The sequence below is a fragment of the Umezawaea sp. genome, from assembly GCF_036375055.1.
GTDB lineage: Bacteria > Actinomycetota > Actinomycetes > Mycobacteriales > Pseudonocardiaceae > Umezawaea.
In genome coordinates, this window is sequence record NZ_DASUSQ010000180.1 from 17395 (window position 1) to 40091 (window position 22697).

Consider the following 22697-nt stretch of genomic DNA (forward strand, 5'->3'; position numbering starts at 1 on the left):
CGCCACTTTCAGGTTGACTTGTCAGCCCAGATCCGGACCTTGGGCCCGGAGGTCGTCCACCTTCGACATCGCGTCGCGCAGCTCGCCCAGCCACGTGTCGGCGTGCTCGCCGACCAGGCGCACGGCCCAGGCCAGCGCCTCCGAGCGCGACCTCGCCACGCCCGCGGCGACGAGCGTGTCGAGCACCTTGCGCTCCGGCTGCCTGAGCCTGGTCATGACCGGCACGGACAGCGTGGTGAACAGCTCCTCGGTGCCGCCCAGCCTGGCGCCCCAGGCGACCTTGCGGCCGTAGCGGTGCTCGGCCTGCCTGGCGATCTCGATGCGCTCGTCCCTGGTCTGCTCGCGGTACCGGCTGATCCGGCCCGACTCGGCGGCGGAGCGCTCCGCGTCGTCGGCGAACTCGCCCTCCAGGTCGGGCAGGGTGCCGACGACGAGGATCTCCTCGCGGTCGACGACGACGTCCGGCGCGCCGGTGAACCAGCCGTCGGGCAGCCGCCCGGTGAACCACGCGGCGGCGTCGTCCGCCGACGGCAGGTCGGCCTGCTGCCACCCGCCCCTGCCCCGTCCGGGGCCCCATCCGCGTCCCATGTCGACCCCTCTCGTAACGTCGATTACTTGATTACAACGCTACGCCTGCAACGGTGGAAGTCGAGGGCGTTCGCTATCGGCGGAGGGCCTCCACCAGGTCGTCCACCGAGGTCACCGGCCGGTCGCACACGTAGCCGCGGCACACGTACGCGGCGGGACCGCCGTCGACCAGCGGGCGGTCGGCCAGCAGCGGGACCGAGTCCGGGTCGCCCGCGACGACCACGCCCCCGCCGTGGATCCCGACGCGGGCGGCGGACACGAGGTCGGGGGACGTGCCGACGAGGGCGACCTGGACCGGGCCCGCGTGCAGGGCTTCGGCGACGGCGAGCCAGTGGCCCGCGAACCTCGGCGCCCTGGCGGCGAGCAGGCCCGCCCGCGCGACGGCGTGCTCCGCGGCCGTGCGGTAGAGGCCGGCGCGCTCCGGACCCAGCGCCGACGCGGTCAGCAGCGCGGCGGCCAGGGAGGACGCGCCCGACGGGCTGGCGTTGTCGGTCGGGTCGGACGGACGGCGGACCAGCGCCTCGGCGTCGTCGGCGGTGTCGTAGAACGCGCCCGGCGCCTCCAGGTCGGAGAAGTGCACGAGCGCCTTGTCGAGCAGGCCGCACGCGGCGTCCAGCCAGCGCGCGTCGGCGGTGACCTGGTGCAGCACCAGCAGACCGTCGGCCAGGCAGCCGTAGTCCTCCAGCACGCCCGCCGCGGTGCCCGCCACGCCGTCGCGGGACGTCCGCAGCAGCCTGCCGTCGACCACGTGCACGGCCAGCAGGAGGTCGGCGGCCCGCGCGGCCGCCTCGACCCAGCGGGGTTCGCCGACCAGGGCGCCCGCCTCGGCCAGCGCCGAGACGGCCAACCCGTTCCACGCCGTCACGACCTTGTCGTCGCGGCCCGGCTGCGCGCGCCTCGCACGGGCCTCCGACAGGGCCGAGCGGACGCGGTCCCACCGCTCGCCGCTGACGGGTTCGGCCAGGCGCAGGGTGGACGTGCCGTGCTCGAAGGTGCCCTCCGGGGTGACGCCGAAGACCTCCGCCGCCCACTCGCCGTCCTCGCGGCCCAGCACCTCGACCAGCTGCGCGGGCGTCCAGACGTAGGTGAGGCCCTCCTCGCCGTCGGTGTCGGCGTCCAGCGACGCGGCGAACGCGCCCTGCGGGGTGGTCAGGTCGCGCAGCAGGAACTCGGCGGTGTCGCGGACGACCTCGCGGTAGCGCGGGTTGTCGTCGCGGCGGCTGAGGTGGGTGTACGCGCGGAGCAGCAAACCGTTGTCGTACAGCATCTTCTCGAAGTGCGGCACCACCCAGGAGGCGTCGACCGAGTACCGCGCGAAGCCGCCCGCCAACTGGTCGTACAGGCCGCCCGCGACCATCGCGTCGCAGGTGGCGCGGGCCATCGACAGCGCCTGGATCGAGCCGGTGCGCTCGTGGTGGCGCAGCAGGAACTCGACCACCATGGACGGCGGGAACTTCGGCGCGCCGCCGAACCCGCCGCGCTTGCGGTCGTACTCGCCCAGCAGCGACACCACCGCGCCGGACAGCACCTCCTCGTCCACTGTGGACGACTGGAGCGGACCGCCCCGCTGCGCCAGCTCCGCGGCGATGCCCGCCGCCGACTCGCGCACCTCGTCGCCCTGCGTGGTCCACGCCGACGCGATCGACTCCAGCACCTGGCGGAACGACGGCGACCCCGGCCGCGGCCGCGGCGGGTAGTAGGTGCCCGCGTAGAACGGTTCCGCGGCGGGCGTGAGGAAGCACGTCATCGGCCAGCCCCCGTGGCCGGTCATGGCCTGCGTGACCTCCATGTAGACCGCGTCCACGTCCGGCCGCTCCTCGCGGTCCACCTTGACGTTCACGAAGTGCTCGTTCATGTACGCGGCCGTGGCCTCGTCCTCGAACGACTCGTGCGCCATCACGTGGCACCAGTGGCAGGCCGCGTAGCCGACCGACAGGAGCACCGGCACGTCCCGCCGCACCGCCTCCTCGAACGCCTCCGGCCCCCACGGCTGCCAGTGGACCGGGTTGTCGGCGTGCTGGAGGAGGTACGGGCTGGTGGAAGACGCGAGCCGGTTCGTCATGCCGTCCACAGTAATTCGCCCGCGCCACCAGCGTCGTTCAGTCAGACTCCCCTGGTGCTCCTGACCATGACGACCACGCACCGGCCCGCGACCGACCTCGGTTTCCTCCTGCACAAGCACCCTGGCAAGGCCCAGTCCTTCCCCGCCGCGTCCGGCACCGCGCACGTGTTCTACCCGCGCGCGTCGGAGGCCGAGTGCACGGCGGCGCTGCTGCTGGAGGTCGATCCGATCGCGCTGGTGCGCGGGCGGGCGAGCAGCCTCACCCAGTACGTGAACGACCGGCCCTACGCGGCCGGGTCGCTGCTCGCCGTGGCCATGGGGTCCGTCTTCCGCACCGCGATGAACGGGCGGTGCGACGCGCGGCCCGAACTGGCCGCTCGGGCGATCCCGCTCCGCGTCGAGGTGCCCGCGCTGGGCTGCCCGGACGTCGACCTGCTCGGCAGGCTGTTCGGGCCGCTGGGGTGGACCGTCGACGCGGTCCCCGTGCCGCTGGACCCGGCCGTGCCCTCGTGGGGCGACTCGCGGTACGTGGACCTGGCGCTGACCGGTGAGCTGCGGCTGGCCGACGCGGTGAAGCAGCTCTACGTGCTGCTGCCGGTGCTGGACGGGTCGAAGCACTACTGGATCGACCAGGACGAGGTCGACAAGCTGATGCGGGCGGGCGAGGGCTGGCTGGCCGCGCACCCCGAGCGGGAGCTGATCACGCGGCGCTACCTGGGGCGCAGCAGGCCGCTGGTGCGGTCCGCGCTGGAGCGGCTGGCCGAGGCCGACGGCGTGCCGGAGGAGGCGCTGGACAACGCGCTCGACCCGCCGGTGGACGTACCGCTGCCGCTGGCCGTGCGGCGGCGCGAGAGCGTGCTGGCCGCGGTGCGGGCCTGCGGGGCGCGGCGGGTGCTGGACCTCGGGTGCGGCGAGGGCGCGCTGCTGCGGGAGCTGGTGAAGGAGCCCTCGATCACCGAGGTGCTGGGGGTCGACGTGTCGTCGAGGGCGCTCGCCGTCGCCGAGCGGCGGCTGCACCTGGACACCCTGTCGGACCGGGCCCGCGAGCGGATCACGCTGCGGCAGTCGTCGCTGACGTACGCCGACGCGGGGCTGGCGGGGTACGACGCCGCCGTGCTGATGGAGGTCGTCGAGCACCTCGAGGAGGACCGGCTGCCCGCGCTGGAGCACGCCGTCTTCGCGGCCGCCGAGCCCGGCACGGTCATCGTGACCACGCCGAACGTGGAGTACAACGCGCTGTTCGACTCGCTGCCGCCCAACACCTTCCGGCACGCCGACCACAGGTTCGAGTGGACGCGGGCCCAGTTCCGGGAGTGGGGTGACGGGGTGGGCCTGCGGTACGGGTACGCCGTCTCGTACCTCCCCGTCGGGCCGTCGGACCCCGTGCTCGGCTCCCCCACGCAGCTCGCCGTGTTCACGAGGAAGCGGGAGGCCCGATGGAGCTGACCATCCCCGACCTGTCGCTGGTCGTGCTGATCGGCGCGTCCGGCTCGGGCAAGTCCACGTTCGCGGCCAAGCACTTCCGGCCCACTCAGGTGCTGTCGTCCGACTACTTCCGCGGGCTCGTCGCCGACGACGAGAACGACCAGGGCGCGTCCGGCGACGCGTTCGACGTGCTGCACTACGTGGCGGGCAAGCGCCTGGCCGCGGGCCGGGTGACGGTGATCGACGCGACGAACGTCCAGCGGCACGTCCGGGCGCGGCTGGTCGCGCTGGCGCGCGAGCACAACGTGCTGCCGGTCGCCGTCGTGCTGGACCTGCCGGAGGACGTCTGCGTGGCGCGCAACGCCGCCCGGCCGGACCGCGACTTCGGCGCGCGCGTGGTCCGGCGGCACCAGGCCGACCTGCGGAAGTCGTTGCGGCACCTCAGGAAGGAGGGCTTCCGCAAGGTGCACGTGCTGCGCGGCGAGTCCGAGGTGGATTCCGCCTCGTTCACCTACGAGCGGATGCTGAACGACCTGCGGCACGAGACCGGGCCGTTCGACGTGATCGGCGACGTGCACGGCTGCCGCGCCGAACTGGAGGAGCTGCTGGCCCGGCTGGGGTACGCGATCACCCGCGACGCGCTGGGGCGGGCGGTCGACGCCGCGCACCCAGGGGGCAGGCGCGCGGCGTTCGTCGGCGACCTCGTCGACCGCGGCCCGGACACACCGGGTGTGCTGCGGCTGGTGATGGGCATGGTGCGGTCCGGGCACGCGTTCGCGGTGAGCGGCAACCACGAGCACAAGCTGGTGCAGGCGCTGCGCGGGAGGAAGGTGACGGTGGCGCACGGGCTCGCCGAGTCGCTGGCGCAGCTCGCCGGGGAACCGGAGGAGTTCCGCGCCGACGTCGAGTCGTTCTGCCACGACCTCGTGTCGCACTACGTGCTCGACGGGGGCGCGCTGGTGCTGGCGCACGCCGGGCTGCCGGAGAACTTCCACGGCCGCGCGTCCGGACGGGTGCGCAGCTTCGCGCTGTACGGCGACACGACCGGCGAGACCGACGAGTTCGGCCTGCCCGTCCGGTACCCGTGGGCCGACGACTACCGGGGCAGCGCCGTGGTGCTCTACGGCCACACACCGGTGCCGGAGGCGGAGTGGGTCAACCGGACGATGTGCCTGGACACCGGGGTCGTGTTCGGCGGCAAGCTGACCGCGCTGCGCTACCCGGAGGAGGAACTGGTCTCCGTCGCCGCGCACGAGGTCTGGTACGAGCCGGTGCGCCCGCTCGTCGGCACGCCGCCCGCCCGTGACGGGCAGGTGCTCACCCTGACCGACGTCACCGGGAACCGGTCGGTGGAGACCGGGCACCACGGCCGGATCGGCATTCGCGCCGAGCACTCGGCCGCGGCGCTGGAGGTGATGAGCCGGTTCGCGATCGACCCGCGCTGGCTCGCCTACCTGCCGCCGACGATGTCGCCGACCGCGACCTCGGCGCGCCCCGACGTGCTGGAGCACCCGGAGGAGGCGTTCGCCGGGTTCCGGAACGCGGGCGCGGGGCAGGTGCTGTGCGAGGAGAAGCACATGGGCTCGCGGGCCGTCGTGCTGGTGTGCCGCGACCCCGGCGTCGGACCCGCGCGGTTCGGCGTCGAGGGCGGTGGAGCCGTGCACACGCGCACCGGCCGCGCGTTCTTCCCCGAACCGCTGGCGGGCGCGTTCCTGGAGCGCGTGCGGACGGCCGCGACCGCCGCCGGGCTGTGGGCGGAGCTGGACACCGGCTGGCTGCTGCTCGACGCCGAGCTGATGCCGTGGAACGCCAAGGCGGACGGGCTGGTCCGCGAGCAGTACGCGGCGGTCGGCGCGGCGGCGAACGCCGTCCTGCCGAGGGCGGTGGACGCGCTGACCGAGGCCCGGTCGCGCGGGATCGACGTCGACGGCCTGCTGGCGCGCACGACGGCGCGGGCGGCCAACGGCGCCGCGTACCGCGAGGCCTACCGCCGCTACGTCTGGGACACCGACGGCCTGGACGGCGTCCGGCTGGCGCCGTTCCAGCTGCTCGCGAGCGAGGGCAGGACGTTCGAGGACCGGGACCACCGGTGGCACCTGGGGATCGCGGCCCGGCTGCGCGACGCCGACCCGGACCTGGTCACCCTGACCCGCAGCCTGCTCGTCGACACCGCTGACGAGCGGTCGGTCGCGGCGGGCACGGCGTGGTGGGAGGACCTCACGGCGGCCGGTGGCGAGGGGATGGTGGTGAAGCCGCTGGCGAACCTCGTGCGCGGGCCGCGCGGACTCGTGCAGCCGGGGGTGAAGGTCCGGGGCCGGGAATACCTGCGGATCGTCTACGGTCCGGACTACACGGAGACCGCGAACCTGGACCGGCTGCGGAAGAGGTCGTTGGGCGGCAAGCGTTCGCTTGCTCTCCGCGAGTACGCGCTCGGCCTTGAGGGGCTGCGGCGCGTCGCGGCGGGTGAACCGCTGTGGCGCGTGCACGAGTGCGTGTTCGCCGTACTGGCCCTCGAATCGGAACCGGTGGACCCGCGCCTGTGAACCTGATGATCCCCGACCTGTCGCTCGTGGTGCTGCTCGGCGCGCGGATGGCGGGAGCGCTGCCGGTGGACCGGCACGACGTGATCGACCGGCGGCTGCGGGCGGGTGGTGTGACCGTGGTCGACGCCACGGACGCCTCCCGTGCGCAGCGCGGCGAGCTGGTGGTGCTGGCCAAGCGGCGCAGCGCCACGCCGGTCGCCATCACCGTCGGCCTGACCGAGTGGTCCCTGCGGGAGCAGGGGTTCCGGCGCGTGCACGTGCTGGCCGACCAGTCGGCGGTGGACGCGGTGCGGCTGGTGGCGGAGCGGCTGCCGAACGACCTGCGGCACGAGACCGGGCCGTTCGACGTGATCGGCGACGTGCACGGCTGCCGGGTGGAGCTGGAGGAGCTGCTGCGGGAGCTGGGGTACCTGGTCCTGCACGACGAGCGCGGTCGGGCCGTGGACGCGCGGCACCCGGAGGGTCGCAGGGTCGCGTTCGTCGGCGACCTGGTCGACCGGGGCCCGGACACGCCCGGTGTGCTGCGGCTGGCGATGGGCATGGTCGCCGCGGGCAACGCGCTGGCCGTGCGCGGCAACCACGAGGAGAAGCTGGTGAAGGCGCTGCGCGGCAACGACGTGCGGCGCGACCACGGCCTCGCCGAGTCGATGGACCAGCTGGCGCGGGAGTCGGCGGGGTTCCGGCGGCGGGTGCTGGAGTTCTGCGACGCGCTGGTCCCGCACTACGTGCTCGACGGCGGCGCGCTGGTCCTCGCGCACGCGGGGCTGCCGGAGCGGTACCACGGCCGCGAGTCGTCGCGGACGCGCAGCCTGGCCATCTGGGGCGAGAACACCGGCCGGACCGACGAGGCGGGCAACCCGATCCGCTACCCCTGGGCCGAGGAGTACACCGGCGCGGCGACCGTCCTCTACGGACACACGCCGGTCGCGGAGGCCCGCTGGGTCAACGGGACCCTGTGCCTGGACACCGGGTGCGTGTTCGGCGGCAAGCTGACGGCGCTGCGCTACCCGGAGCGGGAGATCGTGTCGGTGCCCGCGCGCCGGACGTGGTTCGCCCGGCCGGGCGCGCTGCGCTAGGCGCGTTCGAGCCAGGCGTGGAACGGGTCGAGCTTGCGGAGTTCGGTGAACAGCCTCTCGCGGGCCCCGGCGCGCAGCCACGGGAGGGTGTGGTCGAGGTCCGCGGTGCCCCGCACGCGCCCGGACCGGAACAGCAGCACCAGCTCCGGGTTGAGGTAGCGGACGCCGTCGTCGACCCACGTCACCTCGTCCAGCGGGAACGTGACCGTCGGGTCGCGCGGGAACACCCACTCGCCGTGCCAGCGCCGGGTCGGCCGCACGTCGAGCTGCCACGGCGTACCGGGGCGGGCGCGGACCCAGAGCCGCGTCACGTCCGGCGGCAGCTCGTCGGGAGCGGGCCCGGCGACCCCGCCGGACACCGCCCACACCTCGGCCCCGGCGAAGTGGGCGCGCAGGGCGGGGACGTCGTCGGTGAACACCCCGACGACCAGCCGGTCGTGCGGCTCGCGGACGGCCGTGTAGCGCTCCAGCGCCCACCCGCCGCACACCCACCACGGCACGCCGAGGCCCTCGAACGCCAAGGCGCCCGCGGCGGGTTCCAGCACGTCCCAGTCGATCACGTCCACGGCGGGACAGGTTAGCCCTTGGGCTTGTCGTCGCCCTCGCCGTCGGCCGGCGCGGGGTCGTCGAAGCTCGCGGGCAGGTTGCGCAGGTGCTTGTTCATCGAGCGGACCAGGAAGAACACCGCGATGAAGAACAGCACGAGCAGCAGCAGGCCGAGCGGGGACGACTTGCCGAAGTCGTCCTTCTGCCCGCCGGGGTCGTTCGACGTCGGCGGCTGGGCCACGACGAGGGCCGTGGTGTCCTCGACGGGGATCCGCGCGAGCATCACGCGGACACCTTCTCCCGCAGACCGGCGAACAGGTCGTCCTCGGGCACGGTGCTGTCGACCAGCGAGCGGGCCAGCTCGTACTCCTCGGTCGACCACAGCCGCCGCTGCATCTCCAGCGGGATGAAGAACCAGCGGCTCTCCGGGTCGATCTGGGTCGCGTGGGCCTTCAGGGCCTCGTCGCGCTGCTCGAAGTACTCACCGCACTCGACCCTGGTGGTCACGCGGTCGAGCACGTCGGGGGTGTTCGGGTCCCACTTCGCGATCCACTCGGTGTACGGCGACTCCTGGCCGATCTCCAGCAGCGCGTTGTGGAACGTCATCATCCGGGCGCGCGAGAAGCCGTGCGAGTAGTACATCTTCAGCGGCTGCCACGGCTCGCCCGCCTCGGGGTACCGCTCCGGGTCGCCCGCGGCGTCGAAGGCCGCGACGGACACCTCGTGCGTGCGGATGTGGTCCGGGTGCGGGTAGCCGCCGTTCTCGTCGTAGGTGACGATGACGTGGGGGCGGAACTCGCGGATGACCTCGACCAGCTTCCCCGCCGACTCCTCGATCGGGACCAGCGCGAAGCAGCCCTCGGGCAGCGGCGGCAGCGGGTCGCCCTCGGGCAGGCCCGAGTCGACGTACCCGAGCCAGCGGTGCTGGATGCCGAGGATCTCGGCGGCGCGGGCCATCTCGCCGCGCCGGATCTCGGCCATGTTCTCCAGGACGTCCGGGCGGTTCATGGCGGGGTTCAGGATGCTGCCCGCCTCACCGCCGGTGCAGGTCACGACCATGACCTCGTGACCCTCCGAGACGTAGCGGGCCATCGTGGCCGCGCCCTTGCTCGACTCGTCATCGGGGTGCGCGTGCACAGCCATCAGGCGCAGCTTCTCGACCATGACCGGCGTGGTCTCCTCTTCGATTCACGGACCGCCCCACCAAGCGGGGCCGGATCGGCTCCTGCGACACTCAACGCGGACGTCGTGGCCCATTGTTCCCGCTGGTCCGCAGGCGGTGAACGGGTGGGGTGAGAAGGGGTGACCGGAGTGGCGCAGCGCACGCTGCCCGAGGGCCGCTACGGCAAGCAGGCCCGCAAGCCGCTGCCGAAGTGGCTCCGCTGGTCACTGCCCGTGCTGGGCGTGCTGGTCGGGGGCGCGGTCGCGCTGGTCGCCTACCAGAACCTCGGCAACCAGCCCGTCGAGGCGAAGCAGAGCGCGTTCGAGGTGCTCGACGACAGCACGGTCGAGGTGACGTTCGAGGTCGCCCGCGACCAGCCGGAGCGCCCCGTGGTCTGCGTCATCAGGGCCCGTTCCGACGACGGCGACGAGGCGGGCAGGCGCGAGGTGCTCGTCCCACCTGGTAGGAGCACCAGCGTCGCGAAGACGGTTCTGCGCACGTCGAAACCGCCGGTCACCGGAGAGGTGTTCGGCTGCTCCTACCAGGTACCCGCCTACCTGTCCACGAGGTAGCGGCCAAGCGGGTGATCTGCGGGTTTAGCGGCGGTGTCGGGAACAAAACGCCGTAGTCGAACGTTGTAAACGTGTTACTCTTGCAGCTCAGCACGGCCCCGGTGTGGGCCGTGTTTTTCCGTTCCGGGCGAGCTGGTGGCCTGGAAACTGCCAGTCCACGGGGTGGACTTGGAGCAAGACGAGGAGTTGGTGACCGTGAGCGACACCCAGGTGACCTGGCTGACCCAGGAGGCCTACGACCGGCTCAAGCACGAGCTGGACGAGCTGATCCAGAATCGCCCGGTCATTGCCACTGAGATCAACGCGCGCCGCGAAGAAGGCGACCTCCGGGAGAACGGTGGTTACCACGCGGCTCGTGAGGAGCAGGGCAAGCAGGAGGCCCGGATCCGGCAGCTGCAGGAGCTCCTCCAGGCGGCGAAGGTCGGCGAGGCCCCGACCACCAAGGGCGTCGCGGCACCCGGCACCGTGCTGACCATCCGGTACGACGGGGACGACGAGACCGAGGAGTTCCTGCTCGCCACGCGCGAGGAGGGCGCTCACGGCGCGATGGAGGTCTACTCCCCCGCGTCGCCGCTCGGGAAGGCGCTGCTCGGTGCGAAGGACGGCGAGACCGTCGAGTACGAGCTGCCGAACGGCAAGAGCCAGAAGGTCACCCTGATCAAGGCGGTTCCCTACTCCGCCTGATCCACGACGCACAGGGGCGGCCACCGCGCTGGTGGCCGCCCCTTTCGCGCGCCTTGTAAGATTGATTGACATCGTCAATTATTGACGTTCTTGGAGGATCCGGTGCGTGACGAACATCCCTTGGCGCAGGACCTGGGGTTCCTGCTGTCCCGAGCCAGCGGGGTGTTCGCCAAGACGGCCAGCGAGGCGCTCTCCCCGCTGGGGCTGCGCGTCCGCTCGTACTCCGTCCTCGCCTTCGCGAGCGAGGAGAAGACCGGCGTCACCCAGCGCAGGCTCGCCGAGCTCATGGGCCTCGACCCGTCGCAGCTCGTCGCGCTGGTCGACGAACTGGAGGGCAACGGGCTGGTGAAGCGGGTCACCGACCCGAACGACCGCCGCAGCAAGCTGGTCAGCGCCACCGCGAAGGGCGACCGGGTCCGCTCCGAGGGAAGCCGCCGGATCGCCGAGGCGCAGAGCGGGATCATGGCCGACGTGAGGCCGGAGACGCAGGTGGAGCTGAACACCCTGCTGCGGCAACTGGTGTTCCCCAACGGGTAGCCGCACCGGATACCGATGACAAACTCAATCGTTGACAACCACAACAGTTTGCGTCCACCCTGACTCCGGAGCCCCCGGCGGTCGAGGAGGACGGGACTGATGGATCTCAGCGGCAGGGTCGCGGTCGTCACCGGGAGCGGGCGGGGGCTCGGGTTGGCCTACGCCAAGGGGTTGGCCGACGCCGGGGCGGCGGTCGTGGTGAACGACGTGGACGCCGGTGCGGCCGGGGCCGCGGTGGAGGAGATCGTCGACGCCGGTGGGCGGGCGGTGGCCGAGGTCGTCGCGGTCGGGACGGCCGAGGCGGCGGACGCGCTGGTGGCGCGGGCCGTGGACGAGTTCGGTCGGCTCGACGTGATGGTCACCAACGCGGGCGTGCTGCGCGACCGGGTGCTCTGGAAGATGACCGACGAGGACTTCGACGCGGTGGTCGGGGTCCACCTGCGCGGCACGTTCACCTGCGCGCGGGCGGCGGCCGTGCGGTTCCGCGCGCAGGGCACGGGCGGGCGGCTGATCCTGGTCGGCTCCCCAGCGGGCCAGCGCGGCAACTTCGGCCAGACCAACTACTCCGCCGCGAAGGCGGGCGTCGTCGGGTTCGCCCGCACGTGGGCGATGGAACTGGCGCGCGCCAAGGTGACCGTGAACGCGGTCGTGCCCGTCGCCGCGACCGCCATGACCGAGACCATCCCCGCGCTCCAGCCGTACGTCGAGGCGCTGCGGTCCGGCGAGCCGGTGCCGCCGTTCGCCCGGCGGGTGCTGGCCTTCGGCACCCCCGAGGACGCGGCGGGCGTGGTGGTGTTCCTGGCCTCCGACGCCGCCGAGGACATCACCGGCCAGGCCGTCGGCATCGGCGGCGACCGGCTGTCGCTGTGGACGCACCCGACGCAGGTCGTGGCCGCGTACGCCGACGGCGGCTGGAGCGCCGACGCCATCGCCGAGACGTGGCCGACGGTGTTCGCGGCCCACGAGCAGGTCGTCGGCGAGCGGCTGCCGGAGCAGGCGTCGTGACGGGGCTGGACGTCGAGGCCCTGGTGGCGATCGACGTGCACACCCACGTCGAGGTCGACGGGCACGGCCACCTCTCGCTGCCGGAAGCCCACGTCGAGGCGTCGTCGAAGTACTTCGCGGCGGACCACCGGGCGCCGACGCTCGACGAAACCGCCGCCTACTACCGGGAACGGCGGATGGCGGCGGTCGTGTTCACCGTCGACGCCGAGGCCGCGACCGGTCACCGGGCCATCTCCAACGACGAGATCGTCGAGGCCGCGGCCGAGCACCCGGACGTGCTGGTCCCGTTCGCGAGCGTCGACCCGGCGAAGGGCCGCACGGGCGCCCGGCTGTTCCGCTCGCTGGTCGACCGGGGGGTGCGGGGCATCAAGTTCCACCCGTCGTTGCAGGGCTTCGCGCCGAACGACCGCAGTGCGTACCCGCTGCTGGAGGTCGCCGAGGAACTCGGGGTGCCCGCGCTGTTCCACACCGGGCAGACCGGCATCGGCGCCGGACTGCCGGGGGGCGGCGGGATCCGGCTCGGGCTGTCGAACCCGATGCTGCTCGACGACGTGGCGGTCGACTTCCCGGACCTGACGATCATCATGGCGCACCCGTCGTTCCCCTGGCAGGACGAGGCCCTGGCGGTCGCGACGCACAAGCCGAAGGTGTACGTCGACCTGTCCGGGTGGTCGCCGAAGTACTTCCCGCCGCAGCTCGTGCGGTACGCGAACACCCTGTTGCAGGACAAGGTGCTGTTCGGCTCGGACTACCCGCTCATCACGCCCGACCGCTGGCTGGCCGACTTCGCGGAGCTGGAGATCAAGGACCACGTCCGGCCGAAGATCCTCAAGGAGAACGCGGTCCGGGCGTTGGGCCTGGGACGGGAGGAGGAGCCGTGACCACCGTCGCGTTCGACGACCTGCCCGGACTCGCGGGGACCTCGCTCGGCGTCAGCGAGTGGCTGGACGTGACGCAGGCCCGCATCGACCTGTTCGCCGACGCCACCGACGACCACCAGTGGATCCACGTCGACCCGGAGCGCGCCAGGAGCGGGCCGTTCGGCGGGCCGATCGCCCACGGGTACCTGACCCTGGCGCTGGTCATCCCACTGTGGACCAACCTGTTCGACGTGCCCGACGTGACGACGAAGGTGAACTACGGGCTGAACCGGGTGCGCTTCCCGGCCCCCGTCCCGGCCGGTGCGCGGATCAGGCTGTCCGGGACGCTCGTGTCGGTCGAGCAGATCGGCGGTGGTGGCGCGCAGATCACCGCCGACGTGGTCGTGGAGATCGAGAACGGCACCAAGCCCGCGTGCGTGGCGCAGCCCGTGTTCCGCTTCTACCGCTGAGACGGGGTCCCGCGATGATCCACCGCAGCGCACTGTCCGATGTGGACATCCCGGACACCACCCTCACCGAGCACCTGCTCGACCGCGCGCACGGCGACCGGGTCGCGCTGGTCGACGCGGCCACCGGTGAGCGGATGACCTACCGCGCCCTGGCCGACGGGGTGGACGCCGCCGCGGGAGGGTTGGCCGCGCTGGGCGTCGGACCCGGTGACGTCGTGGCGCTGATCAGCCACAACCAGCCGGGGTTCGTGCTCGCGCTGCACGCCGCGCTGGCCGCGGGCGCGACCGTCACGCCGGTGAACCCGGCGTTGACCCACGGGGAGATCGCCGGGCAGCTGGCGGCCTCCCGCGCCGTCGCGGTGATCGCTTCCGAGGCGGCGGCGGGGAAGGTCGCCGGGGCGGCGGACGTCGAGCACCGGTTCGTGATCGGCTCGGCCGCCGGGTTCACGCCGTTCGGGTCGCTGGACGGGGTCGCGCCGGCCGTGGAGGTCGACCCCGCCACGGCGGTCGCGCTGCTCCCGTACTCCAGCGGCACCACGGGTCCGGCGAAGGGGGTGATGCTGACCCACCGGAACCTGGTGGCGAACGTCGAGCAGAACTCGGCCCAGTGGCGGGTGACCCCGGACGACGTGTTCTCGGCCGTGCTGCCGTTCTTCCACGTCTACGGGTTCTCGATCATCCTCGGCATGGCCCTGCGGCACGGTTCCACCGTCGTGACGCTGCCGCGGTACGAGCACGACGCGCACCTGCGGATGATCGCGGAGCACGGGGTCACCAGGGCGTTCCTCGCGCCGCCGATGGTCCTCGGGTTGGCGAACTCCGGTGCGGGCGGGCACGACCTCTCGTCGTTGCGGTTCGCCGTCTCCGGGGCCGCGCCGCTGGACGTCGCGGTGGCCCGGCGGGCGGAAGCGGTGCTCGGGTGCCCGATCCGGCAGGGGTACGGGATGACCGAGGCTTCGCCGGGGATCACGCTGGTGCTGGAGGACGGGTTCGCCGACACGCCCGCCGGGTCGGTGGGGACGTTGTTGCCGTCCACCGAGGCCCGGCTGGTGGACCCGAAGACCGGTGGGGATTCCCCGGAGGGCGAGTTGTGGGTGCGGGGGCCGCAGGTGATGGTCGGGTACCTGGACAACCCCGAGGCCACCTCGGCGACCGTCGTGGAGGGTGGCTGGTTGCGCACCGGGGACGTGGCTCGGGTGGAGGGCGAGCACTACTGGGTCGTGGACCGGTTGAAGGAGTTGATCAAGTACAAGGGGTACCAGGTCGCTCCTGCCGAACTGGAGGCCCTGTTGTTGACCCATCCCGACGTGCTCGACGCCGCCGTGGTCGGGGTGCCGCACGTCGAGGGTGGGGAGGCGCCCAAGGCCTTCGTGGTGGTGTCGCGGGTGGTGGACGCGGACGAGCTGATGGCGTGGGTCGCCGAGCGCGTGGCTCCGTACAAGAAGGTGCGGTGGGTGGAGGTCGTGGACGCCATTCCCAAGTCGCCCAGCGGGAAGATCCTGCGCCGGTTGTTGAAGTAGGGGTGCCGCCGGGTGGAGGGGCGGTCTCCACCCGGGGACGGGGTGGGACCGGGGCCCACGAGGTGGTCAGGTGATGCGCTCCAAGAGCGGGCGCACGCGTGGTGGCACCGGGGTGGAGAGGGCTATCGAGGTTGAGAGGCGTTCCACCCCCGGGACGTCGACCATTTCGTCGATCACGCGTTGCAGGTCCGCGTTGGAGCGGGCGACCATCCTGACGAAGAGGTCGCCCTGGCCCGTGGTGGCGTGGACCTCGCAGACCTCGTTGATGGCCGCCAGGCCGTTGGAGACCTCCTGCCTGCGGCCCTGTGCGATCTCCAGGACGGCGAACGCGGTGAGGGTGTAGCCCATCGCCGCCAGGTCCAAGGCCGGGGGGAAGCCGGTCAGGACGCCCCTGGCCACCAGGCGGTCCAGCCTGGCCTGGACGGTGCCCCTCGCCACGCCCAGGCGGCGGGAGCACTCCAGGACTCCCAGCCTCGGTTCGTCGGTGAGCAGGAGCAGGAGCCTCGCGTCCAGGGAGTCCAGCGGCTGGTCAGAGTGTTCTAGGTGCTCGCCCGAAGTCATGCATCACTATACAAAATGTCCAGCATTTTCACTGAGTGTTGCTCAGGATGCCCGGCACGACACATCCTATTCCTACCGAACTGACCACCACGGAGGGATCACCATGACCGGGACACTGGGGCGCGGCGACCAGCAGCTCGACGACGTGAGCTACGACCAGCTCCGGCAGCTCGTCGGGCTGGTCGACTACGACGCGACCAAGGACCCGTTCCCGGTGCGGTCCATGGACGCGGTGGTCTTCGTGGTCGGCAACGCCACGCAGACCGCGTGGTTCTACCAGGTCGCCTTCGGGATGCAGCTGGTCGCCTACGCGGGGCCCGAGACGGGGCAGCGGGACCATAAGTCGTTCGTGCTCAAGTCCGGGTCGGCGCGGTTCGTGGTCAAGGGTGGCGTGCTGCCGGACAGCTCGCTGCTGGAGCACCACCGCCGCCACGGCGACGGTGTCGTGGACCTGGCGCTGGAGGTCGACGACGTCGACCGCTGCGTGGCCCACGCGCGGGCGCAGGGGGCGACCGTGCTGGAGGAGCCGCACGACGTCAGCGACGACCACGGCACGGTCCGCACGGCCGCCATCGCCACCTACGGCGAGACCCGCCACACGCTGGTCGACCGGTCCGCCTACACCGGTCCCTACCTGCCCGGTTACGTGGCCAGGGAGAGCACGGTGGTCCGCCCGGCCGGTGCGCCGAAGCGGCTGTTCCAGGCGGTCGACCACTGCGTCGGCAACGTCGAGCTGGGCCGGATGGACCACTGGGTCGAGTGGTACAACCGGGTCATGGGCTTCGTGAACATGGCGGAGTTCATCGGCGACGACATCGCCACCGACTACTCGGCGCTGATGAGCAAGGTCGTCTCCAACGGCAACCACCGGGTCAAGTTCCCGCTCAACGAGCCCGCCATCGCGCAGCGCAAGTCGCAGATCGACGAGTACCTGGAGTTCTACGAGGGCGCGGGCGTCCAGCACATCGCGCTGGCCACCAACGACATCGTGGGCACGGTGACGGCGATGCGCGCGTCGGGCGTCGAGTTCCTGGACACGCCGGACTCCTACTACGACGACCCGGAGCTGCGGGCCCGCATCGGCAAGGTGCGCGTGCCGATCGAGGTCCTCAAGGAGCACCGCATCCTGGTCGACCGCGACGAGGACGGCTACCTGCTCCAGATCTTCACGAAGCCGATCGGCGACCGGCCCACGGTGTTCTACGAGCTGATCGAGCGCCACGGCTCGCTGGGCTTCGGCAAGGGCAACTTCAAGGCGCTGTTCGAGGCCATCGAGCGCGAGCAGGAGCGCCGGGGCAACCTCTGACGGTCGTCGGGCGGCTGAACGGCGGTACGACCGCTGGGCCGCCCGGCGAGTCCGCGCCACCTCTCGCCGACGAGCTTGGTACCCACCGCGTGGGGACGGGTACGCTCTGTCTTGGGGAACCTCACAGGGCATTCACATCGGGGAGGCGGCATGGCACCCGCAAGGCGCGTAGCCGCTGTGCTTCCGCTCTTCGGAGCGGTCGCCACGGCCGTGGCCCTGACCGGCGCGGCCTTTTTCACCGTGGCCCAGGCGGGCTGCCACGATTCCGGGCACTTCGAGCAGCGCGACGGCACGCTCCAGTTCATCGGCGGTTGCGTCGACGGCCAGGACCTGCCCGCGGTGCCGAAGACCGAGAACGCGCAGTACCACCTGCCCGGCGACAACCTGGTCAAGCCCTAGGCGTCACGACGACGAAGGCCCCCGCTCCACCCGAGCGGGGGCCTTCGTGGTGAGCGGGGTCAGTCCAGCGCGGCGACCAGGTCGGCGACCAGGTCGTCACCGGACTCGATGCCCACGGAGACGCGGATCAGGTCCGACGGCACCTCCAGCAGCGAGCCCTCGGTGCTGGCGTGCGTCATCTTGCCGGGGTGCTCGATCAGCGACTCGACGCCGCCGAGCGACTCGGCCAGCGTGAACAGCCTGGTGCGCGAGCACACGTCCAGCGCGGCCTGCTCGCCGCCGTGGACGGTGAACGAGATCATCCCGCCGAACCGGCGCATCTGCTTCGCCGCCAGCTCGTGGCCGGGGTGCTCCGGCAGGCCGGGGTACAGCACGGTCTTGACCTTCGGGTGCTTCAGCAGCGCCTGCACGACCAGCTCGGCGTTGTCCGAGTGCTTCTCCATGCGGAGTTCGAGGGTCTTGATGCCGCGCAGCGTCAGCCACGAGTCGAACGGGCTGGCGACCGCGCCCGCCCCGTTCTGGAGGAAGCCGAACTGGGCGTCCAGCTCGTCGTCGGAGGTGATGAGGGCACCGCCGACGACGTCGGAGTGACCGCCGATGTACTTGGTCGTGGAGTGCATGACCACGTCCGCGCCCAGGCCGAGCGGGCTTTGCAGGTACGGGGACGCGAAGGTGTTGTCCACGACGAGCAGCGCGCCCGCGGAGTGCGCGATCTGGGACAGGCCCGCGATGTCCGCGATGTTCAGCAGCGGGTTCGTGGGCGTCTCGATCCAGATGACCTTGGTGTTGGGCCGGACCGCCGCGCGCACCGCGTCCACATCGGACAGCTCGACCGGGGTGTGCTCGACGCCCCAGTGGCCCAGCACCTTGTCGATCAACCGGAACGTGCCGCCGTAGGCGTCGTTCGGGATGAGGACGTGGTCGCCGGGACGCAGCATCGCGCGGAGCGCGGCGTCGGTCGCGCCCATGCCCGAGGCGAAGGCGCGGGCGTGCCTGCCGCCCTCCAGCGAGGCGAGGCACTCCTGGAGGGCCGTCCTGGTCGGGTTGCCGGTGCGCGAGTACTCGTAGCCCTCCCGCAGGCCTCCCACGCCGTCCTGCGCGTAGGTGGAGGTCGCGTGGATGGGCGGGATCACCGAACCGGTGGTCGGATCGGGAGCCTGACCTGCGTGGATCGCCCTGGTCGCGAAGCCGTGGTGGGAGCTGTCCGTCATGTCACCAGCGTACGGGGCCGTTCGGGTGCACCGGACGGCAAGCGGCCCCCCGACCGGGGGTCGGGGGGCCGTTCATCCATTCCGGTCCGTCACCACTGCTGGGGCGGCTGCTGCTGGCCGTAGCCCTGCTGCGGGGGCTGCTGCCCGTAGCCCTGCTGGGGCTGCTGGCCGTAACCCGGCTGCTGCGGCTGCTGGCCGTAGCCGTAGGGCTGGCCGCCGGTGCCGGGGTACTGGGCGGGAGCGGCCGAGCCGTCCGCCATGACCACGACGGTGTTCATGATCTTGTCGGCCCAGGTCTGCTTCTTGGCCTCCCACAGCGGGGCGAGGTACCCGATGCCGCAGGGCAGGCCGTCGATGAAGTGGCAGAGGTGCCGCACGAAGGCGTTGCCGAAGCCGACCGGCTGACCGGTCTGCTCGCTGATCAGCTTGACGTTGGCGACCTTCTTGCCGAAGGACTGGCCGGTCGTGCCCGCCAGGTACCAGGAGTTGTACGCCATGAAGGCGAGCAGGCCGACGTAGCCGACGAGGTTCAGCAGCAGCGCCACGGTCACGTCACCCGTGGCGGCGCCGATCACGCCGACGAGCAGGCCCACCACGATGCCGGGGGCCACGTAGTCGATCAGGCCGCCGATCGCGCGCGAGCCCCACTCGGCGTAGTTGCCCGCCGCGGCGCCGTAGCCCGCCTGAGCGGGGTAGGCGCCCTGGGCGCCCCAGGCCTGCTGCTGCGGCTGGCCGTAGGCGGGCTGCTGCGCGCCCCACGGCTGTTGCTGCTGCGGCTGCCCGTAGGGCTGCGCGGGCTGGCCGTAGGGGTTCGACGGCGGCTGCTGGCCGTACGGCTGCTGCCCGTAGGGCTGGGCGGGCTGGCCGTACGGGTTCGACGGCGGCTGGCCGTACTGGCCGGGTTGAGCGGGCTGGCCGTACGGGGGCGGCTGCTGGGCGGGGAACCCGCCGGAGCCGGTCTGCGGCGGCTGGCCGTACGGGTTCGACTGCGGCGGCTGCCCCTGGCCGGAGACGACCTGCGTCGCCTCCGAGCTCGGCTGCGGCCCCTGACCGGGGGTGACGACCTGGGTCGCGTCTGCGGACGGGAACGCCGGGGGCTGTCCGCCGCTCGACACCACCTGCGTCGCGTCGCCGCTGGGAGCCTGCCCCTGGCTCTCCTGTGGTTGGCCGCCTTGGTTCTGGCCTTCTGGCGGCTGCGGAGCGTTCATCGGAGTGTCCAGCCCCTTTGTTCGGGTCGCGATCACGGATAGGTGCAGGCCACGCTAGCGGATCGACCGGGGCACGCCACCGGCAACCGGTGAACGTGCCGCCGGGGGGGACCGATCAGCGTCCGGCGAGGAAACCCAGGATGTCCTGCCGGGTAACGACACCCGCGGGCTTGCCGTCGTCCAGCACGAGCGCACCGTCCGCATGCGACAGTGCCTTCATCGCCACGCCCACCGACTCGCCCGCGCCGATCGTCGGCAGCGGGGCCGACATGTGCTTGTCCAGCGTGTCGGCGAGCTGCGCCTTGCCGGTGAACAGGGCCTCCAGCAGGTCGCGCTCGTTGACCGCACCGGAGACCTCGGCGGCCATGACCGGCGGCTCGGCGTTGACGACGGGCATCTGAGAGACGCCGAACTCGCGCAGGATCGCGACCGCTTCCGCGACGGTCTCCTTCGGGTGGCCGTGGACCAGGTCCGGGATGTGGCCGTCCTTGCGCCGCAGCACGTCGCCGACGGTCGCGCCGGACGAGTCGGGCGGCAGGAAGCCGTAGGACGACATCCACTGGTCGTTGAAGACCTTCGACAGGTAGCCGCGACCGCCGTCGGGCAGCAGCACGACGACGACGTCGTCCGGGCCGCAGCCCTGGGCGACCTTCAGCGCCGCCGCGGCGGCCATGCCGCAGGAACCGCCGACGAGCAGGCCCTCCTCGCGGGCGAGGCGGCGGGTGACGGCGAAGGAGTCGGCGTCGGACACGGCCACGATCTCGTCGCAGATGTCGCGGTCGTACGCATCCGGCCAGAAGTCCTCGCCGACGCCCTCCACCAGGTACGGGCGGCCCGTGCCACCGGAGTACACCGAGCCCTCCGGGTCGGCGCCGATGATCTTCACCTTGCCGCCGGACACCTCCTTGAGGTACCTGCCGGTGCCGGAGATCGTGCCGCCGGTGCCGACACCCGCGACGAAGTGCGTGATCCGCCCCTCCGTCTGGCGCCACAGCTCGGGCCCGGTGGAGTGGTAGTGGCTCAGCGGGTTCTGCGGGTTCGAGTACTGGTCCGGCTTCCAGGCGCCGGGGATCTCGCGCACCAGGCGGTCCGACACGTTGTAGTAGGAGTCCGGGTGCTCCGGGGCCACGGCCGTCGGGCACACCACGACCTCCGCGCCGTACGCCTTGAGCACGTTGCGCTTGTCCTCGCTGACCTTGTCCGGGCAGACGAAGACGCACTTGTAGCCGCGGCGCTGCGCGACGAGCGCCAGGCCGACCCCGGTGTTGCCGGACGTGGGTTCGACGATCGTGCCGCCGGGCCGCAGCTCACCGGAGGCCTCGGCCGCCTCGACCATGCGCAGCGCGATGCGGTCCTTCACGCTCCCGCCGGGGTTCAGGTACTCGACCTTCGCGAGGACCAGCGGCGCGGCGCCCTCCGTGATCGAGTTCAACTTCACCAGCGGCGTGTTGCCAACCAGGTCGACGACGTGCTCGACGTACTCCACCGGGAGAGTCCTTTCCCACTTTGCGAGATTACCGGCGAAGCCTAACTCGGCCGCGTCCTCAGGGTGCCCCGGTCGACGATCCCGACCAGGTGGCCTGCGGTCCACCGACCGGTGGTAACCCGGATTGCCCCGCCGCCGGGTCTTCGGCATCGTGAAAGCGGGCGGCGTTCATCACGAGTGGTGGCCCGGCTGAACAGGCGTTAACTAGGGTGGATCCACACGCTGCGGTGAACAAAGGAGTTCCGTAATGCCTGAGGCCGTCATCGTCTCCGCCGCCCGATCCCCCATCGGCCGAGCGGGCAAGGGTTCGCTGAAGGACATCCGCGGCGACGACCTGACCGTGCAGATGGTCAAGGCCGCGCTGGCGAAGGTTCCGGAGCTCGACCCGTCCACCATCGACGACCTGATGCTCGGCTGCGGCCTCCCCGGCGGCGAGCAGGGCTTCAACATGGGCCGCGTGGTCTCGGTCCTCGCGGGCTACGACCAGGTGCCCGGCACGACCGTCACCCGGTACTGCGCGTCCAGCGTCCAGACCACCCGGATGGCGCTGCACGCCATCCGGGCGGGCGAGGGCGACGTGTTCATCAGCGCGGGCGTCGAGACCGTGTCGAGCTTCGCCCGCGGCAACTCCGACGGCTGGCCCGACACGCACAACCCGGTGTTCGCCGACGCCGAGGCGCGGACCACGGCCACCGCCGAGGCGGGCGCCGACACGTGGACCGACCCGCGCGAGGCGGGCCTGCTGCCCGACATCTACATCTCCATGGGCCAGACCGCGGAGAACCTCGCCTGGGCCAAGGGCATCTCCCGCGAGGAGATGGACCAGTTCGGCGTGCGCTCGCAGAACCTCGCCGAGAAGGCCATCGCCAACGGCTTCTGGGCCCGCGAGATCACCCCCGTGACGCTGCCGGACGGCACCGTGGTGTCGGCCGACGACGGTCCGCGCGCGGGTGTGACGCTGGACGGCGTGGCGGGCCTCAAGCCGGTGTTCCGGCCGAACGGCAAGGTCACGGCGGGCAACTGCTGCCCGCTCAACGACGGCGCCGCGGCCCTGGTGATCATGAGCGACGTGAAGGCGCGCGAGCTGGGCATCACGCCGCTCGCGCGGATCGTGTCGACCGGCGTGTCCGGCCTGTCGCCGGAGATCATGGGCCTCGGCCCGGTCGAGGCGTCCCGCCGGGCGCTGGAGCTGGCCGGGATGTCGATCGGCGACATCGACCTCGTCGAGATCAACGAGGCGTTCGCCGCGCAGGTCATCCCCTCCTACCAGGAGCTGGGCATCGACCTGGACCGGCTGAACGTCAACGGCGGCGCCATCGCCGTCGGCCACCCGTTCGGCATGACCGGCGCGCGGATCACCACGACGCTGATCAACTCTCTCCAGTTCCACGACAAGCAGTTCGGTCTGGAGACCATGTGCGTCGGCGGCGGCCAGGGCATGGCCATGGTGCTGGAGCGCCTGAGCTAGCTCTGCGT

Annotated in this window: 21 protein-coding genes and 1 pseudogene; 13 read left to right on the forward strand and 9 right to left on the reverse strand. The window is 72.0% G+C overall.

The annotated features are described in order from the left end of the window. Positions 1 to 21 precede the first annotated feature (21 nt). Positions 22 to 588 carry a hypothetical protein gene (locus VFZ92_RS41760; RefSeq protein WP_330883651.1) on the reverse strand — a complete coding sequence of 189 codons (567 nt, stop codon included), beginning with the start codon at positions 586 to 588 and terminating at the stop codon, positions 22 to 24. A gap of 73 nt (positions 589 to 661) precedes the next feature. Then, a complete protein-coding gene (locus tag VFZ92_RS41765) occupies positions 662 to 2650 on the reverse strand; it encodes a thioredoxin domain-containing protein (RefSeq protein ID WP_330883653.1) in 1989 nt (662 codons plus the stop codon). A gap of 54 nt (positions 2651 to 2704) precedes the next feature. Between VFZ92_RS41765 and VFZ92_RS41770 the strand changes: the two genes are divergently transcribed. The 3 genes and pseudogenes from VFZ92_RS41770 to VFZ92_RS41780 form a co-directional block, all read left to right on the forward strand. After that, on the forward strand, positions 2705 to 4096 hold the full coding sequence (locus VFZ92_RS41770; protein WP_330883655.1) for a 3' terminal RNA ribose 2'-O-methyltransferase Hen1: 1392 nt from the start codon (positions 2705 to 2707) through the stop codon (positions 4094 to 4096). Next, positions 4087 to 6618, forward strand: coding sequence for a polynucleotide kinase-phosphatase (locus VFZ92_RS41775; RefSeq protein WP_330883657.1), 2532 nt, complete (start codon positions 4087 to 4089; stop codon positions 6616 to 6618). The genes VFZ92_RS41770 and VFZ92_RS41775 overlap by 10 nt, the downstream gene beginning before the upstream one ends. Next, positions 6615 to 7670: pseudogene (locus VFZ92_RS41780) on the forward strand (metallophosphoesterase); the annotation flags it as partial. The gene VFZ92_RS41775 and the pseudogene VFZ92_RS41780, both read left to right, overlap by 4 nt. A gap of 20 nt (positions 7671 to 7690) precedes the next feature. Here the strand turns inward: VFZ92_RS41780 and VFZ92_RS41785 are convergent. Genes VFZ92_RS41785 through mca form a run of 3 tightly spaced genes read right to left on the reverse strand, consistent with a single transcriptional unit; the run spans position 7691 to position 9404 of the window. Next, positions 7691 to 8260, reverse strand: a complete 570-nt coding sequence (locus VFZ92_RS41785; protein ID WP_330883659.1) for a hypothetical protein — start codon at positions 8258 to 8260, stop codon at positions 7691 to 7693. An 11-nt stretch (positions 8261 to 8271) separates the two neighbouring features. Then, positions 8272 to 8523 (reverse strand): hypothetical protein, encoded by a 252-nt coding sequence (locus VFZ92_RS41790; RefSeq protein ID WP_414720125.1) that lies wholly within the window; start codon positions 8521 to 8523, stop codon positions 8272 to 8274. Continuing rightward, a complete protein-coding gene (gene mca / locus VFZ92_RS41795) occupies positions 8523 to 9404 on the reverse strand; it encodes a mycothiol conjugate amidase Mca (RefSeq protein ID WP_330883661.1) in 882 nt (293 codons plus the stop codon). Before mca ends, VFZ92_RS41790 begins: the two co-directional genes overlap by 1 nt. Before the next feature lie 138 nt (positions 9405 to 9542). On the opposite strand from mca, the gene VFZ92_RS41800 reads away from it, so the two are divergent. The 7 genes from VFZ92_RS41800 (at position 9543) to VFZ92_RS41830 (ending at position 15050) form a co-directional block, all read left to right on the forward strand. Beyond that, positions 9543 to 9974 carry a DUF4307 domain-containing protein gene (locus tag VFZ92_RS41800; protein ID WP_330883662.1) on the forward strand — a complete coding sequence of 144 codons (432 nt, stop codon included), beginning with the start codon at positions 9543 to 9545 and terminating at the stop codon, positions 9972 to 9974. 186 nt (positions 9975 to 10160) lie between these two features. Continuing rightward, positions 10161 to 10658, forward strand: a complete 498-nt coding sequence (greA, locus tag VFZ92_RS41805; protein ID WP_330883774.1) for a transcription elongation factor GreA — start codon at positions 10161 to 10163, stop codon at positions 10656 to 10658. A gap of 102 nt (positions 10659 to 10760) precedes the next feature. Next, positions 10761 to 11195 (forward strand): MarR family winged helix-turn-helix transcriptional regulator, encoded by a 435-nt coding sequence (locus VFZ92_RS41810; protein ID WP_330883663.1) that lies wholly within the window; start codon positions 10761 to 10763, stop codon positions 11193 to 11195. A gap of 99 nt (positions 11196 to 11294) precedes the next feature. After that, the gene (locus tag VFZ92_RS41815) at positions 11295 to 12200 is read left to right on the forward strand and encodes an SDR family NAD(P)-dependent oxidoreductase (protein ID WP_330883664.1); all 906 of its coding nucleotides are present in this window, start codon (positions 11295 to 11297) and stop codon (positions 12198 to 12200) included. A 5-nt stretch (positions 12201 to 12205) separates the two neighbouring features. Beyond that, positions 12206 to 13081 carry an amidohydrolase family protein gene (locus VFZ92_RS41820; protein WP_330883776.1) on the forward strand — a complete coding sequence of 292 codons (876 nt, stop codon included), beginning with the start codon at positions 12206 to 12208 and terminating at the stop codon, positions 13079 to 13081. Beyond that, on the forward strand, positions 13078 to 13530 hold the full coding sequence (locus VFZ92_RS41825) for a MaoC family dehydratase (RefSeq protein ID WP_330883665.1): 453 nt from the start codon (positions 13078 to 13080) through the stop codon (positions 13528 to 13530). The genes VFZ92_RS41820 and VFZ92_RS41825 overlap by 4 nt, the downstream gene beginning before the upstream one ends. 14 nt (positions 13531 to 13544) lie before the next feature. Beyond that, positions 13545 to 15050: an AMP-binding protein gene (locus tag VFZ92_RS41830; RefSeq protein ID WP_330883666.1), complete on the forward strand. Its 1506-nt coding sequence runs from the start codon at positions 13545 to 13547 to the stop codon at positions 15048 to 15050. A 66-nt stretch (positions 15051 to 15116) separates the two neighbouring features. Here the strand turns inward: VFZ92_RS41830 and VFZ92_RS41835 are convergent, their stop codons facing one another. After that, entirely contained in the window at positions 15117 to 15611 is a 495-nt protein-coding gene (locus VFZ92_RS41835; RefSeq protein WP_330883667.1) for an Lrp/AsnC family transcriptional regulator, read from the reverse strand. 103 nt (positions 15612 to 15714) lie between these two features. Between VFZ92_RS41835 and hppD the strand changes: the two genes are divergently transcribed. Further along, entirely contained in the window at positions 15715 to 16917 is a 1203-nt protein-coding gene (hppD, locus tag VFZ92_RS41840) for a 4-hydroxyphenylpyruvate dioxygenase (protein ID WP_330883668.1), read from the forward strand. 150 nt (positions 16918 to 17067) lie between these two features. Continuing rightward, positions 17068 to 17316 (forward strand): hypothetical protein, encoded by a 249-nt coding sequence (locus tag VFZ92_RS41845; RefSeq protein WP_330883669.1) that lies wholly within the window; start codon positions 17068 to 17070, stop codon positions 17314 to 17316. 59 nt (positions 17317 to 17375) lie between these two features. On the opposite strand, the gene VFZ92_RS41850 is transcribed toward VFZ92_RS41845, so the two are convergent. The 3 genes from VFZ92_RS41850 to VFZ92_RS41860 form a co-directional block, all read right to left on the reverse strand. Beyond that, positions 17376 to 18527 (reverse strand): cystathionine gamma-synthase, encoded by a 1152-nt coding sequence (locus tag VFZ92_RS41850; RefSeq protein ID WP_330883670.1) that lies wholly within the window; start codon positions 18525 to 18527, stop codon positions 17376 to 17378. Positions 18528 to 18616: 89 nt separating this feature from the next. Then, positions 18617 to 19735 (reverse strand): RDD family protein, encoded by a 1119-nt coding sequence (locus VFZ92_RS41855; RefSeq protein ID WP_330883671.1) that lies wholly within the window; start codon positions 19733 to 19735, stop codon positions 18617 to 18619. Positions 19736 to 19850: 115 nt separating this feature from the next. Next, on the reverse strand, positions 19851 to 21221 hold the full coding sequence (locus VFZ92_RS41860; protein ID WP_330883672.1) for a cystathionine beta-synthase: 1371 nt from the start codon (positions 21219 to 21221) through the stop codon (positions 19851 to 19853). Between the two features lie 247 nt (positions 21222 to 21468). Here VFZ92_RS41860 and VFZ92_RS41865 point away from each other — a divergent pair, with 247 nt between their 5' ends. Beyond that, on the forward strand, positions 21469 to 22689 hold the full coding sequence (locus VFZ92_RS41865) for an acetyl-CoA C-acetyltransferase (RefSeq protein WP_330883674.1): 1221 nt from the start codon (positions 21469 to 21471) through the stop codon (positions 22687 to 22689). Positions 22690 to 22697: the final 8 nt, after the last annotated feature.